At 61.6% G+C, this 16,186-nt stretch carries 9 protein-coding genes; 5 read left to right on the plus strand and 4 right to left on the minus strand.

Going from position 1 to position 16,186, the window contains the following annotated elements; all coding sequences use genetic code 11:
* Positions 1-123: 123 nt before the first annotated feature.
* From C936_RS0109530 to trxB, 4 genes are all read right to left on the minus strand, one after another.
* Complete coding sequence (locus tag C936_RS0109530; RefSeq protein WP_018137609.1) at positions 124-798, minus strand: hypothetical protein; 675 nt, start codon at positions 796-798, stop codon at positions 124-126.
* 384 nt (positions 799-1,182) lie between these two features.
* Positions 1,183-1,938: a leucyl/phenylalanyl-tRNA--protein transferase gene (aat, locus tag C936_RS0109535; protein ID WP_018174151.1), complete on the minus strand. Its 756-nt coding sequence runs from the start codon at positions 1,936-1,938 to the stop codon at positions 1,183-1,185.
* Positions 1,939-2,334: 396 nt separating this feature from the next.
* Entirely contained in the window at positions 2,335-3,555 is a 1,221-nt protein-coding gene (locus C936_RS0109540) for a GNAT family N-acetyltransferase (protein WP_018649428.1), read from the minus strand.
* Positions 3,556-3,558: 3 nt separating this feature from the next.
* Positions 3,559-4,671: a thioredoxin-disulfide reductase gene (gene trxB / locus C936_RS0109545; protein WP_018649429.1), complete on the minus strand. Its 1,113-nt coding sequence runs from the start codon at positions 4,669-4,671 to the stop codon at positions 3,559-3,561.
* Between the two features lie 451 nt (positions 4,672-5,122).
* Between trxB and C936_RS0109550 the strand changes: the two genes are divergently transcribed.
* The 5 genes from C936_RS0109550 (at position 5,123) to C936_RS0109580 (ending at position 16,014) form a co-directional block, all read left to right on the plus strand.
* Complete coding sequence (locus C936_RS0109550) at positions 5,123-8,017, plus strand: ribonucleoside-diphosphate reductase subunit alpha (RefSeq protein WP_018649430.1); 2,895 nt, start codon at positions 5,123-5,125, stop codon at positions 8,015-8,017.
* 109 nt (positions 8,018-8,126) lie between these two features.
* Positions 8,127-9,365 (plus strand): ribonucleotide-diphosphate reductase subunit beta, encoded by a 1,239-nt coding sequence (locus C936_RS0109555; protein WP_018649431.1) that lies wholly within the window; start codon positions 8,127-8,129, stop codon positions 9,363-9,365.
* A 718-nt stretch (positions 9,366-10,083) separates the two neighbouring features.
* Positions 10,084-10,296 (plus strand): hypothetical protein, encoded by a 213-nt coding sequence (locus C936_RS14945; RefSeq protein ID WP_155988214.1) that lies wholly within the window; start codon positions 10,084-10,086, stop codon positions 10,294-10,296.
* On the plus strand, positions 10,286-14,086 hold the full coding sequence (locus tag C936_RS0109575) for an HNH endonuclease (protein ID WP_231363228.1): 3,801 nt from the start codon (positions 10,286-10,288) through the stop codon (positions 14,084-14,086). Before C936_RS14945 ends, C936_RS0109575 begins: the two co-directional genes overlap by 11 nt.
* Positions 14,083-16,014, plus strand: a complete 1,932-nt coding sequence (locus C936_RS0109580; RefSeq protein WP_231363227.1) for a hypothetical protein — start codon at positions 14,083-14,085, stop codon at positions 16,012-16,014. Before C936_RS0109575 ends, C936_RS0109580 begins: the two co-directional genes overlap by 4 nt.
* Positions 16,015-16,186 lie beyond the last annotated feature (172 nt).

Here is a 16,186-nt window from a genome sequence, read left to right on the forward strand (position 1 = left end):
CTGCGAGGAGGCGCAGCCGACGCGGCAGTCTGCCGAGTCAGCCCCAGCATCGGTGCCTGCGTTGGGAGATCGCTTCGCTCGGCTCGCGATGACGGGGGTTGAGCGCGTTCCGTTCGGCTATGGCTACTGCCGGCAGAACGGCCCGAACTGGTAGAAGCGGCGGCAGCGGAACTCGGACTCGCAGCTTTGCAACTGGGAGTCGTAGCGGTTGGCGCGCTGGGCGACCTGGCGCGCGGCCGCCTGGACCTGCGGTTTACTGCGGTAACTGCCGCGGTTATAGCCGCCCTGGCCCTCGTGATAGGCGAGGTAGAGGTGCTCGGGGTTGTTCAATGAGACCCCGGTGATGCGCTGGGTGCGTGCGTTGTACCAGCCGATAAAGTCGGTCGCGTGCTTCATGTGCGTGCGCCGTGCCATCCGGCTGCCGGCATCCTCGCGGTATTCGCCCCAGACCGGGTCCTGCGCCTGGGCATAGCCGTAGGCAGAGGAGGGCCGGCGCCACGGGATGACACCGAGCAGGCGTTCGCGATCCGGGCGCACATGGCTGCGGAACGAGGATTCTTGCTGGATGAACGACATCTGTGTGGCGATGGGGGTGCCCCATTCGCGTTCGGAGTCGCGGGCGTAGTCGTACCAGCGCGGCTGCTCGCGGAAGATCTCGCAGATATTGCTCTGATCCGACGGCGGCGATGGCGCCAGCGTCGCACAGCCCGCCGTGATTGCGGCCAGCGCCAGCAGCAGGCCCGCGCGCAGCCCATTGAGCGCCATGGCCCGCCATTCCCCCTGATATGCCTTGCCCACCCGAATCTCCCGTTCGGTTCCCCAATGGCCGGGAGTATAAAGCACCCGTAATGGGGGCCAAGGGTGCGCCGGGTGACGTGCCCGGTTTCGGAGGTTGCCCCGGCCCCTGCGGCGCCTCGCAGTGACGCGCATACAGGTTCCCCGGCCATCCAACATCCCGTCATTGCGAGCATCGCGAAGCAATCGCCCAATGCAGTCCTCGGCGCCGGGATACCCCCAACCGACTGCCACGTCGGCTGCGCCTCCTCGCAGTGACGGGGGCGGGGGCTGTGGCAGTGGCCTGTGGGAGCGGGCTTGCCCGCGAAGCCCCTGCCCGCGTCGGAACTGGGTAAAAGCCATTCGCGGGCAAGCCCGCTCCCACAAGGGGCTTGGGCCACACTTGTGCTACGGGGCGGTGTTCCAGTCAGGGTCGAGTGGGCTCAGGGCAGGATCGACCCGCCAGGGCCCGGGTGCTTCGGGCGCGTGCGCAATCTCGCGGATGCGTGCGATGAACTCGCGTCGGGGCAGGGTGATCGCGCCGAGGTGGCGCAGGTGCTCGGTCTCCATCTGCACATCCACCAGGGGCCAGCCCCAGGCGACGAGGTGGCGGCACAGCCAGGCCAGCGCGATCTTGGAGGCGTCGCGCTCGCGCGAGAACATCGACTCGCCGCAGAACAGCCGGCCCACGGCGACGCCATAGAGCCCGCCGATCAGGCGCGGGCCGTCCCAGACCTCCACCGAATGCGCGTGCCCCGTGCGGTGCATCGCGATGTAGGCCTGTTGCATGCTCCCGGTGATCCAGGTGCCCTCGGCGTACTCGCGCGGCCCGGCGCAGGCCTCGATCACCGCCTCGAAGGCGCGATCGAAGCTGACCGTGTAGCCGCGATTGCGGATCGCTTTTTTCAGGCTGCGGTGCATCCGGAAGTGGCCCGGTTCCAGCACCGCGCGCGGGTCCGGGCTCCACCACAGGATCGGCTGCCCGGCCTCGAACCAGGGGAACACGCCGGAGCGATAGGCATTCAGCAGCCGCGGCACGGAAAGATCGCCGCCGGCCGCGAGCAGGCCATTCGGGTCGCGCAGGGCATGCCCCGGGTCGGGGAACGGCGCCTCCGGGTGCTCCGGGTCCAGCCAGGGCAGCGTGATCTGCGGGCCGCCGGTCATGGGGTGGCGCCCCATCGGCCAGAGCGCTGGCCTCCTACCGGTTGGGTCGGGCGTGCGGGGTGATGTAGGAGCGCAGCCCCCTGCGCGATCGGGCGAGGGGATAGGCCCCATCGGCCAGAGGGCTGGCCTCCTACAGGTTGGCTCGGCCGTAGGAGCGCAGCCCTCTGCGCGATCGGGCGTGGGGATAGGCCCCATCGGCCAGGGGGCTGGCCTCCTACAGGGTGGGGCGGACGTAGGAGCGCAGCCCTCTGCGCGATCGGGCGTGGGGATAGGCCCCATCGGCCAGGGGGCTGGCCTCCTACAGGCTGGGCCGGACGTAGGAGCGCAGCCCTCTGCGCGATTGGGCGCGGGGATAGGCCCCATCGGTCAGGGGCCTGGCCTCCTACAGTGGGTGGTTCAGGGGCGGTCATCGTCGGGTTCGACGTGGCGGTAGGGCGAGTGTTCGTGCAGGCGTTCGCACTGGGTGCGCATCAGCTGGGCCTCGCGTTCGCAAAAGTCGCGCACGGGCTGGTCGAAGCCCTCGGTCAGGATCATGTGGGCGGAGTAGGTGGGCGTGGGCAGGAAACCGCGCGGGATCTTGTGCTCACCCTGGGCGCCGGGCTCGAAGCGGGCCAGGCCTTCGCGGATGCAGAACGCGATGCCCTGGTAGTAGCAGGTCTCGAAGTGCAGGTCGGCCAGCTCCTCGGTGCAGCCCCAGAAGCGCCCGTACAGGGTGTCGTGGCTGCGATAGCAAAGGGCCGCGGCGATGGTCTCGTCGTCCCCCGCCTCGCCTGGGCGTCTTGCCTCGAACAGCACCACCTGGTCGCCCAGCGCCGCCGCCGTCTCCACAAAAAAGGCCTCCGACAGCGTCGGGATGCCCATGTGCTTCTCGAAAGTGTCGACGTAGAAGCGGTGGAAGCGCGCCCAGTCTTCGGGCGAACCGGTGGCTCCCGTCAGCGTGCGGAACTCGATGCCGGCCTCGATGACGCGGCGGCGTTCGCGCTTGATGTTCTTGCGCTTTTTCGAGCTGAGCGCGGCCAGGAAGTCATCGAAGCTTCCGTAGTCCGCATTGCTCCAGTGGTACTGGCAGCCCATGCGTTCGGCCAGCCCCATCTCGCGGGTCACGTCGAGGTCGTCCGCATTCGGGAACAGGATGTTTACGCCCGAGGCGTTCAGCTCGCGCCCGCGGGTGACCAGGGCGCGCACGAGCAGGGTGCGCAGGTGATCGAAGTCCGGCGCCTCCGGGTGCACCAGCAGGCGCGGCCCGGTGGCCGGGGTGTAGGGCACGGAGACGACCAGCTTGGGGTAGTAGTTGAGCCCGTGGCGGCTCCACGCGCTCTCCCAGGCGAAGTCGAACACGAACTCGCCGTAGTTGTTGGTCTTGGCGTAGGCGGGCGCGGCCGCGACCAGCTCGTCTTCGCGGAAGATCAGCACATGCTGCGGGAACCAGCCGAACTGTCGCCCCAGGCAGCCGTGGCGCTCCAGGCCCTCCAGGAAGGCATGACGCAGGAACGGCTCGGTGCCGCCGGTCAGGGCGTCCCAGGCGGCCGGGTCCACGTCGGCCAGGCCGTCGCGCAGCTCGATGCGCTCGGCGTGTTCTTCCGGCGGGGTTGCCTGGGTGTCGCCCTCGGCGCTCACGACTCAGCCGTTCTCTTCGAGGTACTTCTCCGCGTCCAGTGCGGCCATGCAGCCGGTGCCGGCGGAGGTGACCGCCTGGCGGTAGACATGGTCCATCACGTCGCCGGCGGCGAACACGCCCGGTACGGAGGTTGCGGTGGCGTTGCCTTCCAGGCCGCTTTGCACCTTGATGTAGCCGCCTTCCATGTCCAGCTGGCCCTTGAAGATGTCGGTGTTCGGCTTGTGGCCGATCGCGATGAACACGCCCATCAGCTCGACGTCCTTCGTATCGCCGCTTTGCGCGTGCTTGATGCGCATGCCGGTCACGCCGGAGTCGTCGCCGAGGATCTCGTCCAGGGTGTGGTTCCACTCGATGGTGACGTTGCCGTTCTTTTCCTTCTCGAACAGCTTGTCCTGCAGGATCTTCTCTGCCCGCAGCGCATCGCGGCGGTGCACCAGCACGACCTCGGAGGCGATGTTGGACAGGTACAGCGCCTCTTCGACCGCGGTGTTGCCGCCGCCAATCACCGCGACCTTCTGGTTGCGGTAGAAGAAGCCGTCGCAGGTGGCGCAGGCGGAGACACCCTTGCCGGCAAAGGTGGTCTCGGACTCCAGCCCCAGATACTGTGCGGAGGCGCCGGTGCAGATGATCAGCGCATCGCAGGTGTACTCGCCGGAATCGCCGACCAGGCGATAGGGCTTGTCCTTCAGGTGCACCGTGTGGATGTGATCAAAGATCACTTCCGTATCAAAGCGTTCTGCATGCTTTTGCATGCGCTGCATGAGCTCCGGACCCTGCACGCCGTCGTTGTCGCCCGGCCAGTTGTCCACGTCGGTGGTGGTCATCAGCTGGCCGCCTTGCTCCAGGCCCGTGATCACGACCGGGTTCAGGTTTGCGCGCGCGGCGTAGACGGCCGCGGTCCAGCCGGCGGGGCCGGAGCCCAGGATCAGCAGCGGGCAGTGGCGCGGCTGCTTCTCGCCGCCCTTCTTTGTCTTGGGCGCGGTCTCGCCGCCACTGGAGAGCGATACGGCACCCGCGGCCGCCTGAACGGCCCCGGTGGCAACGGCGGCCTTGGGCGCGTCCTTCTTCTCGGCCTTCTTGCTCTTCTTGTCGGATGGGTCCTTGGCGTCGCTCATGCGGTACTCCCTGTCGATTCGATGAATACGGCGGGCGCGGCCGGTCGTCCCGGCCGCGCGGAATCTGGTTCGATAAGGCGGGGATTATTGGTACCCGGCGGGGCTTTGTCCAACACCGCCACCCCGCGCGAGGGTCCACCCGGATTCGGCCTTGAGAAGACCCATCGACGGATACCGATTCGGTAATCGCGGGCCATAAAACATTTTCATGTTCGAGTTTGCTGATGATTGGCCCGAGCGATCACAACAAGGCCGATTTATCCACCACCGGGCGAACGCGCAAAGAATGGCGACAGAGTGCCGGGTTGGCGTTTTTATCCACAGCTTGCCCACGGGTTGTCCGCGGGGTTATTCGGGTGGGAGACACAAGATATTGTGTCTATGCACTTCCGGATCCCCGATCTATAGTACTTCACGTCCATTACCCACAGTTACGCGTGAGGCCGCCACCATGTACAGCGACACCCAGACCGCCGAAGCCCAAGAGGGCATCCAGTACCCGCCGCAAGCCGAGCCGTCGGCCGAGGTCCTGGCCACCAGCCCGGGCCAGCACCAGGTGATCCGCCGTAACGGCAAGGTCACCGGCTTCGACGCCTCGAAGATCGAGGTTGCGGTCACCAAGGCCTTCCTCGCGGTGGAGGGCGGCAATGCCGCGGCCAGCCGTCGCATCCACGACATTTCCAAGGAAGTCGCCGGGCAGGTGGTGGACAGCCTGTTCCGTCGCGCCGGCACCCAGGGCATGACGGTGCACATCGAGGATATTCAGGACCAGGTGGAACTGGCCCTGATGCGCGGCGGCCACCACAAGGTCGCGCGGGCCTATGTGATCTACCGCGAACAGCAGGCGCAAAAGCGCGCCGCCGAGGCCGCCGAGCAGGGTTTGGACGAGCAGGAGATTGCCCCGGCCTTGAACGTGACCCGCGCCGACGGCACCCAGGCCCCACTGGACGAGGAGCGCCTGCAGGCGGTCGTCGCCGAGGCCTGTGACGGCATCGAGCAAGTCGATGGCGAGAAGATCCTGACCGAGGCGCGTCGCAACCTGTTCGACGGCGTCGCCGAGAAGGACGTCTCCACCGCGCTGGTGATGGCCGCCCGCGTGATGATCGAGAAGGAGCCGAACTACTCCGAGGTCACCGCGCGGCTGCTGATGGACGCGCTGCGCCGCGAGGCCCTGAGCTTCGTGCACGGCCGTCCGGAAGAGGCCACCCAGGCCCAGCTGGCCGAGCGCTACGCCGAGTACTTCGGCGCCTACATCAAGCGCGCCGCCGACCTGGAGCTGGTCGACAGCGAGCTGACCCGCTACAACCTCGACAAGCTGGGCGCGGCGATCAAGCCCGAGCGCGACCTGCAGTTCACCTACCTGGGCCTGCAGACCCTGTACGACCGCTACTTCATCCATTCTGACGGCACCCGCTTCGAGCTGCCGCAGGCGTTCTTCATGCGCGTGGCGATGGGCCTGGCGATCAACGAGATCGACCGCGAGGCGCGCGCGATCGAGTTCTACAACCTGCTGAGCTCGTTCGACTTCATGAGCTCCACGCCGACGCTGTTCAACTCCGGCACCCTGCGCCCGCAGCTCTCCAGCTGCTACCTGACCAGCGTCCCGGACGACCTGGACGGCATCTACAGCGCGATCCGCGACAACGCGCTGCTGTCCAAGTTTGCCGGCGGCCTGGGCAACGACTGGACCCGCGTGCGCGGCATGGGTGCCCACATCAAAGGCACCAACGGCAAGTCCCAGGGCGTCGTCCCGTTCCTCAAGGTCGCCAACGACACCGCCGTGGCCGTGAACCAGGGCGGCAAGCGCAAGGGCGCGGTCTGCGCCTACCTCGAGACCTGGCACATCGATGTCGAGGAGTTCATCGAGCTGCGCAAGAACACCGGCGACGACCGCCGCCGCACCCACGACATGAACAGCGCCAACTGGATCCCGGACCTGTTCATGAAGCGCGTGGCCGAGGATGGCGACTGGACCCTGTTCTCCCCGAACGAGACCCCGGACCTGCACGACCTGGTCGGCGCCGAGTTCGAGAAGCGCTATAGCGAATACGAAGAGAAGGCCGCGCGCGGCGAGCTGCGCGTGCACAAGACCATGAAGGCCGTCGACCTGTGGCGGAAGATGCTCGGCATGCTGTTCGAGACCGGCCATCCGTGGATGACCTTCAAGGACCCGTGCAACCTGCGCAGCCCGCAAAGCCATACCGGCGTGGTCCACAGCTCCAACCTGTGCACCGAGATCACGCTGAACACCTCGGATGACGAGATCGCGGTGTGCAACCTGGGCTCGATCAACCTGGCTGCGCATGTGAACGAGGCCGGCGAGCTGGATCAGGACAAGCTCGAGCAGACCGTGAACACCGCCATGCGCATGCTCGACAACGTGATCGACTACAACTACTACTCCGTGCCGCAGGCGCGGCGCTCCAACCTGCGCCACCGCCCGGTGGGGCTGGGGGTCATGGGCTTCCAGGACGCGCTGTACAAGCTGCGCGTGCCGTATGCCTCCGAGGCGGCGGTGGAGTTTGCCGACACCTCCATGGAGGCGGTGTCCTACTACGCCATCAAGGCCTCGACCGACCTGGCCGAGGAACGCGGGCGCTACGAGAGCTTCCCCGGCAGCCTGTGGAGCCAGGGCATCCTGCCGATCGACTCGATCGACAAGCTGGCCGAGACCCGCGGCGACTACCTGCAGATGGACACCACCCAGCGCCTGGAGTGGGACAAGCTGCGCAAGCGGGTGAAGAAGGTCGGCATGCGCAACTCCAACACCATGGCGATCGCGCCGACCGCGACCATCTCCAACATCTGCGGGGTCAGCCAGTCGATCGAGCCGACCTACCAGAACCTGTTCGTCAAATCGAACCTGTCGGGCGAGTTCACCGTGATCAACCCGTACCTGGTGCGCGATCTGAAAGACCGCGAGCTGTGGGACGAGGTGATGGTCAACGACCTCAAGTACTACGACGGCTCCGTGCAGCCGCTGGACCGCGTGCCGGAGGACATCAAGGCCCTGTACGCCACTGCGTTCGAGCTGGATACCCGCTGGCTGGTCGAGGCCGCCTCGCGCCGGCAGAAGTGGATCGACCAGGCGCAGAGCCTGAACCTCTACATGGCCGAGCCCTCCGGGCCCAAGCTGGACGCCCTGTACAAGCTGGCCTGGGTGCGCGGCCTGAAGACGACCTATTACCTGCGCTCCATGGGCGCGACCCACGTGGAAAAGAGCACCGTGGCCGACTCCTCGCGCGCCAACAAGCTGAACGCCGTCTCCGGCGGCCAGCAGGCGGCCGAGCCCGAGGCCCCGAAAGCCTGTTCCATCCTCGACCCGGACTGCGAGGCCTGCCAGTAAGGCGGCCCCGCCCCCGGGCACCGAATACGCACCACGCACTGCTCACAACGCACTGAACAAAAGGCCCGGCCACCGCGCCGGGCCGCCACCGAAAAGAAGAGGGGACACTATGCTTTCCTGGGACGATCCGATCGCAGCCATCAAAGGCGAAGGCCAGAAAGAACCCGCCGTCCGCCCCGGCATGGGCTTTCAGGAGAACGAAGCCCTGATGAGCACCGCCGGCGCCGCGCCCAGCGTCTCGCCGGACCCGGAGAACGCCGGCCAGCCGCTGGCCGAGCCGAACGAAGACGCCCTGACCGGCACCGGTCTGGAAGACCTGGAGATGGGTGCCGAGCGCATCCGCGTGGATGACAAGAAGATCATCAACTGCCACGCGGACCTCAACCAGCTCGTGCCCTTCAAGTACAAGTGGGCCTGGCAGAAGTACCTGGACGGCTGCGCCAACCACTGGATGCCGCAGGAAATCAACATGAACGCGGACATCGCCCTGTGGAAGGACCCGAATGGGCTGACCGAGGACGAGCGCACCATCGTCAAGCGCAACCTCGGCTTCTTCTCCACCGCCGATTCGCTGGTGGCGAACAACCTGGTGCTGGCCGTGTACCGTCACATCACCAACCCCGAGTGCCGCCAGTACCTGCTGCGCCAGGCCTTCGAGGAGGCGCTGCACACCCACGCCTACCAGTACTGCGTCGAGTCTCTGGGCCTGGACGAAGGCGAGATCTTCAACATGTACCGCGAGGTGCCCTCCGTGGCCACCAAGGCGGAGTGGGCGCTGCCGTTCACCAAGCACCTGGCGGACCCGAACTTCCGCACCGGCACCCCGGAGGCGGACCAGAAGCTGCTGCGTGAACTGATCGCCTTCTACGTCGTGTTCGAGGGCATCTTCTTCTACGTCGGCTTCGTGCAGATCCTCTCCATGGGTCGGCGCAACAAGATGACCGGCGTCGCCGAGCAGTTCCAGTACATCCTGCGCGACGAATCCATGCACATGAACTTCGGCATCGACGTGATCAACCAGATCAAGCTCGAGAACCCGCACCTGTGGACCGAAGACTTCAAGAACGAGATGCGTGCGCTGATCTCGGATGCCGTCGAGCTGGAGGCGCAGTACGCCCGCGACACCATGCCGCGTGGCGTGCTCGGCATGAACGCCCAGATGTTCGAGGAATATCTGCACTTCATCGCCAACCGCCGCTGTGCGCAGATCGGCCTGGCCGAGCTGTACCCGGGGGCCGACAACCCGTTCCCGTGGATGAGCGAGGTGCTCGACCTGAAGAAGGAGAAGAACTTCTTTGAGACTCGGGTTACGGAGTATCAGACGGGTGGGGCGTTGAGCTGGGATTGAGGCGGCGAAGCCGAGATCCAGCGAAGCGGAGCCGGGAAAATGGCCATGACGCAACAGAAGAGGGCGCCGAAGGACGGCGCCCTTTTTTGTGGAGCTTTAGGCCAGGTCCAGCGGACTGCGTACCGCCACCACGATGCTAAACAGAATCCGTATAGCATCGACGGTCTGTCGGAACTGCCAGCCCTGCACCGACGCTTCCTGCCTCTGGCTGGTCAGATACTGAGTGATGTGCTCCGCCCCGATTTCCGCGAGGCGACGACCGGGAAACGCGGCGATAAACCGTTATGCCCGCACACCGTACCCCAGTACCGCCTTTGGCTTAACCCCTTGAGAAATTGCCACATTCCGGTATCGCTCCCAGAAACGGCGGTCCCTTTCGGCACGACTTCCTGTCGCCATTAGCCGACCTCCTTGTTTATCCCTGATTCGATCATGGGTATGCTGCAGGAACAGCGGCGGCCAGAGCAAGGGACGGCGCTGCGAGAAACAGGTGCTATACAGATTCGGCATATCACCAATATGACAGATTCTGTCTAATCTACTGTTGGGCGCACAGAAATGGTCGAGCAGAATTTTCTCCGCATTACACAGCGGACAAAAGTAGAGCGTATCGCCTGTAAAAGGATGCTATCCCAGGGTTTTGAAACACTGACTGGGGGGTGATGGCGAAGGTGGAAAATAGAAGTATTTTGTAATATTAGAGAAAGGAGCAACCTGGTTGGAAGAGTTTGTAGCTTGGATTGTTGATAACAAGCAATGGCTGTTCTCCGGTGCCGGTTTAGTGGTCCTTGCCTGGATAGGACGTTTTATCTTCAAGAAGAAGTACGCTTCGTCTACTCAGACCATCCGCTCAGGTGATGGCTCAACCAATGTTCAAGCGGGTCGAGACGTTAGTGTCGGGACGAAGAAGAAGCCGAACGATGTGGACTAAGAGTAAACAGTCGATTTCCTCCGGAGATGATTCGACAAATGTTATCGCTGGTCGAGACGTCAATCTCTATTTTGAAGGGAATGTTCCGACAGATCTTGTCGACCAAAAAACAGAAGAGGAAGTTGAGAAACTAAGGAAGTCACGGTTCTTCCTTGAGTTCGACAGGACCCGATCGTCGTTGAGGCTTGGGAGACGCCTTGCTGAGGGCGACCTTTCGGGAGGCTCGGACGAAGTAAAGGGGCGGGCGTTGGCATGGTGCGCCAGATTATTATCTTCTTCAGAAGATCCTGAGCGGGCGGAAGAGCTTCTGGAGCTCGCGAAAACCCTCGGAGATTTTCCAGAAGCCAAGATTGCGGAAGCATTTATTATTTCCCAGAAGGGAGATAAGGCAGCGGCGCTTAACGCCCTTGCTGATATCGAGTCGGAAGTTTCGCATTCAGCCGGTTTGATGATCGTTGCACATCATGACAGCCCCGAAGGCGCTCTAAGTTGGATGGATGATGCGGGCTATACGATCGCGGACCTGGATTCAGACGGCAAGAGTTTTCTCCTGAGCCATCAGCTTCAACTCGGCCGTTGGGACGAGGTTGCCCAGACGGTTGGTGCGTTTTCCGAGCCGGACTTTGAAAAAACCCCTATTCTTCACCATTTGGCAGGGTTAGCAACGCTAGTTCCTACCGTCCCGGGAGATTTTCGAGCTGTTGTGCTGACGCAGGTTCCCTTTGAAGCGGCAGATTTTCGACTCGCTTCGGATGCCGGTGCTATGGATGCACGGCGTGCGGCTCACGCGCACTTTCTCGATGCGGTTGAGGCCGCAAAGCAACTAGCATGTCCGCGTGCTGCGAGAACGGATGATGAGTACGCGCTTTGGCTCGAACTGCGCGACCCGGCGCAGAGCGCGCACGGCAAGAATAGGTTAGAAAACAAACTCCGCGATCCGAGCACCGCTCTCGGTTTCGTTCACTACGCTCTTCAGTTCGGCATCAAAGTGGAACTGGGTGCGGTTGAACGGGATATCGAACGGAGCATCGCAATAAATGGCGGAATGACCATTGATGCCGCCATTGCTCGTTTTGCCCTTGCATTTACGCAGCGGACCCCCGAGGAGGCGGCCAACTATATCGCTCGCCACCACAATCAACTCGCTGCCCACATCGATGGCAAGCTGATGCAGTATCGTCAGATCGAGATGCTGTCACGCGCGGGTCTGATCGAAAGGGCGAACGAGGTACTCGACCGGCTGCTAGAAGAGGGAATCCCTGCTGACCACGAGAGTAATCTTCGAAGGATTATTTCTGAGGCCCAAGGGTGTGATCCCATTGAATCTCATAAAGCACAATACGAAGCAACAAGAGCTCTTGGCGACCTAATCAACCTTGTCACCGAATTGGAAGACCATCAGCACTGGGACGATCTGTGCGAATTCGGCAGGCTTCTCTTTGAAGAGACGCATTCGCTTAGCGATGCTGAGCGCCTCGTGAATGCCTTCAACAATACGCGTAGATCAGAGGCTCTGGTCTGTTTTTTGAAAGAAAACACCGACCTGCTGTCACAATCCAACCACCTGCGTATGTCTTACGCTTGGGGCCTATACCACGAGGGTGCATTTCTTGAATCCCGCGCAGCGCTGGCGGAACTCAGTGATGCCGTGGGTAGCTCGAACTACCGCGCACTACAGGTGAATCTCGGGATTGCGACCGGTGACTGGGCCTCCCTTTCTGCCTACATCGCCGATGAATACCAGAATAGAGACGACAGAAGCGCACATGACCTGATTGGCGCTGCGCAACTGGCACTTCATTTAGATTCACCTCTTGCGAAGGATCTAGTGTTCGAGGCAGCGGCGAAGGCCGATGATGATTCTGCCGTCCTTGCCGCCGCATACTTCATCGCAACAAGTGCAGGTTGGGAAGACGATCCACGGGTTTTCCAATGGCTCGAAAAGGCGGCGGAACTGTCAGGAGACGATGGCCCGCTCCAAAGAATGAGCCTTAAGGACATTCTTGATCGAAAGCCCGAATGGGATCGCCGCGAGTCAGAAACATGGCGCTTGCTGACGCAAGGCCAAATACCGATATTTCTTGCTGCCCAGTCACTTAATCGGACTCTCATTGACCTTACGACCCTCCCGGCGGTAGCCAATCTGATGGAGACTGATCCGAGGCGGAGAAGCGCAATTCCCGCTTACAGCGGCAAGCGTATGCCGTTGGAATTTGATGTCAGCGGAAAAGCGGTTGCTCTGGACGCAACCGCACTGCTCACCTTGAGTTTCCTGAAGATACTCGATGTGGCGCTCGACGCCTTCGAAACTGTCTATATCCCGCATTCCACCCTTGGGTGGCTATTCGAGGAACGCCAGAAAGCTCCGTTCCATCAGCCTAGCCGTATAGCGAATGCACGCAAAGTTCGGGATTTGCTGGCAACGGATATGCTGGAAAAGTTCACTCCTAGTACCGTCGCAAGCAGCGACCTCTCCGCTCAGGTTGGCGACGAGCTAGCCGCATTGATCGCTGAGGCGGAGAAGGTACGTGACGGCGATGATACGCAGTATATCGTCGTCCGTTCAGCGCCGGTGCACCGACTGTCCAGCTTGATGGAGGAAGAAGCAGACCTTTCTGCACATGCGGCCGTCTTGAGCAGCTGTCTAGCTGTGGTGGAGAAACTGAGACAGAAGGGGCAACTTACCGCTGATGAGCAAAAGCGGGCGCGCGCCTATCTGCAGCTGCACGAGAAGCCGTGGCCAAACCAGCCTGACATTGCCGACGGTGCGACCCTGTATCTTGATGATCTCGCCATCTCGCATTTGCTGCATCTGGGGTTGCTTGAAAAGCTCAAAGCGGCGGGCCTGACGGCTGTGGCCTCTCCAAGAGAGCTTTCTGAAGCGGACGCCCTCATTTCTTACGAGCGCATCTCCGAAGAAGTTGAGGATGTCATAGAACGCATACGGGCTTCTCTGAATTCCCGGATCGAATCCGGACATGTCAGGGTGAGCGGCAGGCGCAATTTTGACGAGTTGGAAACGAAATCTATCCCGGAACACCCCTCGGTCGGCATTCTTGCTCTGGCACCCCAATGCGACGTTTCGATTATTGATGACAGATTCCTCAATCAGCACGCGAACATCGATAGCGGCGGCGCGCAAGCGCCTGTCTTTTCCGCACTGGACTTGCTGGATTCTTTGGTAGCGGCCGGTGTTTTATCGGATGACGATCGTCTTGAACATCGGTCGCGGCTTCGCCGGGCTGGCTATTTCTTCGTTCCAGTCAGTGTAGAAGAACTCGAACGGTGTTTGAGGGAATCAACTGTTGCCAAGGGGGAGGTGGTTGAAACGGCTGAGCTGAAAGCTATCCGGGAATCCGTCCTCCGTGTCAGAATGAGCGACTGGCTGCGGCTCCCCGAGGAAGCGCCTTGGCTGGACGGAACGCTGAAAGCGTTTGTTCGTGTGCTCAGGAACCTGTGGGGGGACGGGGCCGATATCGAAGAGAACACTGCTCGCTCAAACTGGCTCGTCGAGCAGATCGACGTTCGAGGATGGGCGCACAGCCTTGTTCCGGAGGTTGCTGACAATGTCATTCGGATCGGACGTGCGGCACATATCCTCTTGCTGCTGACGCCGCCCACCGGTGTCCAGCAAAGCGTTGTGGACGCTTACTGGAACTGGGTGGAAGAAAGCATTCTCGTTCCCATACAGGAGCAGTTCCCCGAGGTGTACGAGTGGCTTGTCGATTGGCACCGCAGCCACGTTGCCGAGATGGCTGCAACCCAGCTTTCGGAAGGGGACAATTCGTGACCAACAGTCCTTACGAAAGAACCGCAATGGCGGGTGTTGCGTTGGAACTTGTTCCGCCACTCATACGCGAGAGCTTGCTCAACGACCAGAGCTTCAGGGGAGAATACGGCTTTAAGACTGAAGCTATGATTGCCTTCGGAACAAGCGGTGTTTCTGTTCAGCGTTTGGAGTTTTTCGATGCCGTTCGTACCGTTCTCGCCGGGGAAGGCCCAGCCAAATTGACTGACACGGAGGATCGGACATGGAGTCTCACGAATGATGCACGCGAGGGTGAACTTCCAAATCTTGTCCTTTCATCCGATCAACAAAGGATGGTGCTACCTGACTTCTCTGTCCTTTCCGGAGATGCCTCTACACGCATTCGTTCCCTCGAAGAATCTGCATCAGACGTGAACCTTCCGCTCAGTGCCCAGGAAGAATGGCGGAGCATCCTGGAAGTGCGTGCGCTGGAAGACGACGAAGTCGATACTTTTCACAGTGACATATGCGATACGCCCGTTCATATGGAACGGACTATACTAAATGAGATCACGGCAGGCGAAAGTAGTGTTTCGTCTCTAGTTCCGAATTCTCGGCGGTATTTTGAACGGCTCGTTGGCGCTTATGACGGAAGCGGTTCGATTTGGGATTATGCCGTCGGCACATGTCGCGAAGTCTTTGGGCAACTGACAGAGTGGCGGCCTTACGAGGGCTTCCTCTTCAGCCTATTACTTTCTTCTCACTCGACACTGACCGCCGAAATCAACGCCGATCATCTAGATCAGGAGGAGTTGGGAAAAGCGTTCGACTTTCTGGAGAACTACGGCGACCCGCTCTCTCGGTTAGGGGCGCTCGAAGTCGGGCTGCGGATTCTTCCGGATAGGCCTGAAGTGGAGCCTTTCCTGCTGCGGCTCGTCCATCTAATTCGAGACGATGACGTGGAGGGCGAGGCCAGTGAATTCAAGCTGTTCTCGGCTCTGTTCGTTCTGGTCGACGGGGAGCTGGCCAGAACACGCCTTCTGGCCGAGCAGCCGCCCTTCTATCGAAGACTGGCCTCTCTGACGCAGGCTGCTCTGATCCATCGCCAGCTTGTCCAATGCGGTATTGATTACGAACGGTTTTCCGATTGGGCGGTCAGCAATCGCGGCGAGCACTACTACATGCAGACGCTTGCGGATATGCGGGTCGAGCCGCGATGGAACCCCGACCTGGCGGCCGCGCCTCAAACGCAGGCGGACTTCTTCGGCCGCATCATGATTGCAGGCAACAAGTTTAAGGCAAACCTTGGCGAGGGGGAGATGCGCGACACTATCCTCGGTGGCGGAGAGCAAAGCCTAATCAAACTATGTGAGTTTCCACGCCCGTACCTTCCGGGGCCGCTCGAAGGTGCTGAAGATAGCGCAAATGCCTTGCCTGACGACCTTGCTCGCATCATTGAGAAAGAACTCGACACGGAAGAAGTCGAAGCGTCTTCGTTTATAGCTCTCGTCAACTCCGCGCTGATTTTCAGGATTACTTCTGGCTATGCGGAGTTAGCAGCAAAGGCTCTTAGACTGGGCAACTACACGCTCGCCAATTTGGAGGACAAATCTCAGCTTGTGGGCATTCTGAACGGCCTGGCCACAGTTGCAGCCGTATCCCGAAACCCGGCGCTGGCCGACGAACTACGCATTCTAGTGCGTCGTTATCGACGGGATTCTCAATATAGCATCACCATCGAGGAAGCTATGAGGATGTGCCTTGTGGCATCCGCCGCGCGGGAAGACCTCATGGAATGGCGAGCATCTGCGGGCGAGTGGTTGACCGAACTTGCTTTCGGCGACTTGGAAGGAAATGAGGGCAGAGTTCTTCATTCACGCATATTGGCATTGTTGCATTCAGTGCCTGAATTGTGGGTTTCATGTGCTAGGGCAGATGCGGCGCTGCAGGCATGGCGTTCGCTGGAATAACGGGGTCGGACCACCACTAGGAAGAAGAGGACACCCATGATTTCTTGACGGTCTGATGCGGGCTGTCTAGGTTTGTGGGGGAGTGCATGGACCAGGGAGGGTCCGGAGATGACGCGAGCCAGGAAGGAGCTCGTCTCGGTCGAGACGACGCCGTATTACCACTGTATTTGTC

The sequence above is a fragment of the Thioalkalivibrio sp. ALJ4 genome, assembly GCF_000377225.1.
In the GTDB taxonomy this organism is placed as follows: domain Bacteria; phylum Pseudomonadota; class Gammaproteobacteria; order Ectothiorhodospirales; family Ectothiorhodospiraceae; genus Thioalkalivibrio.

Excerpts from the sequence above, each read along its gene's own strand:
- aat (WP_018174151.1), bottom strand. The coding sequence starts at position 1,938 with ATGACCGGCGGCCCGCAGATCACGCTGCCCTGGCTGGACCCGGAGCAC.
- trxB (WP_018649429.1), bottom strand. The coding sequence starts at position 4,671 with ATGAGCGACGCCAAGGACCCATCCGACAAGAAGAGCAAGAAGGCCGAG.
- C936_RS0109550 (WP_018649430.1), top strand. The coding sequence starts at position 5,123 with ATGTACAGCGACACCCAGACCGCCGAAGCCCAAGAGGGCATCCAGTAC.
- C936_RS0109555 (WP_018649431.1), top strand. The coding sequence starts at position 8,127 with ATGCTTTCCTGGGACGATCCGATCGCAGCCATCAAAGGCGAAGGCCAG.
- C936_RS0109575 (WP_231363228.1), top strand. The coding sequence starts at position 10,286 with ATGTGGACTAAGAGTAAACAGTCGATTTCCTCCGGAGATGATTCGACA.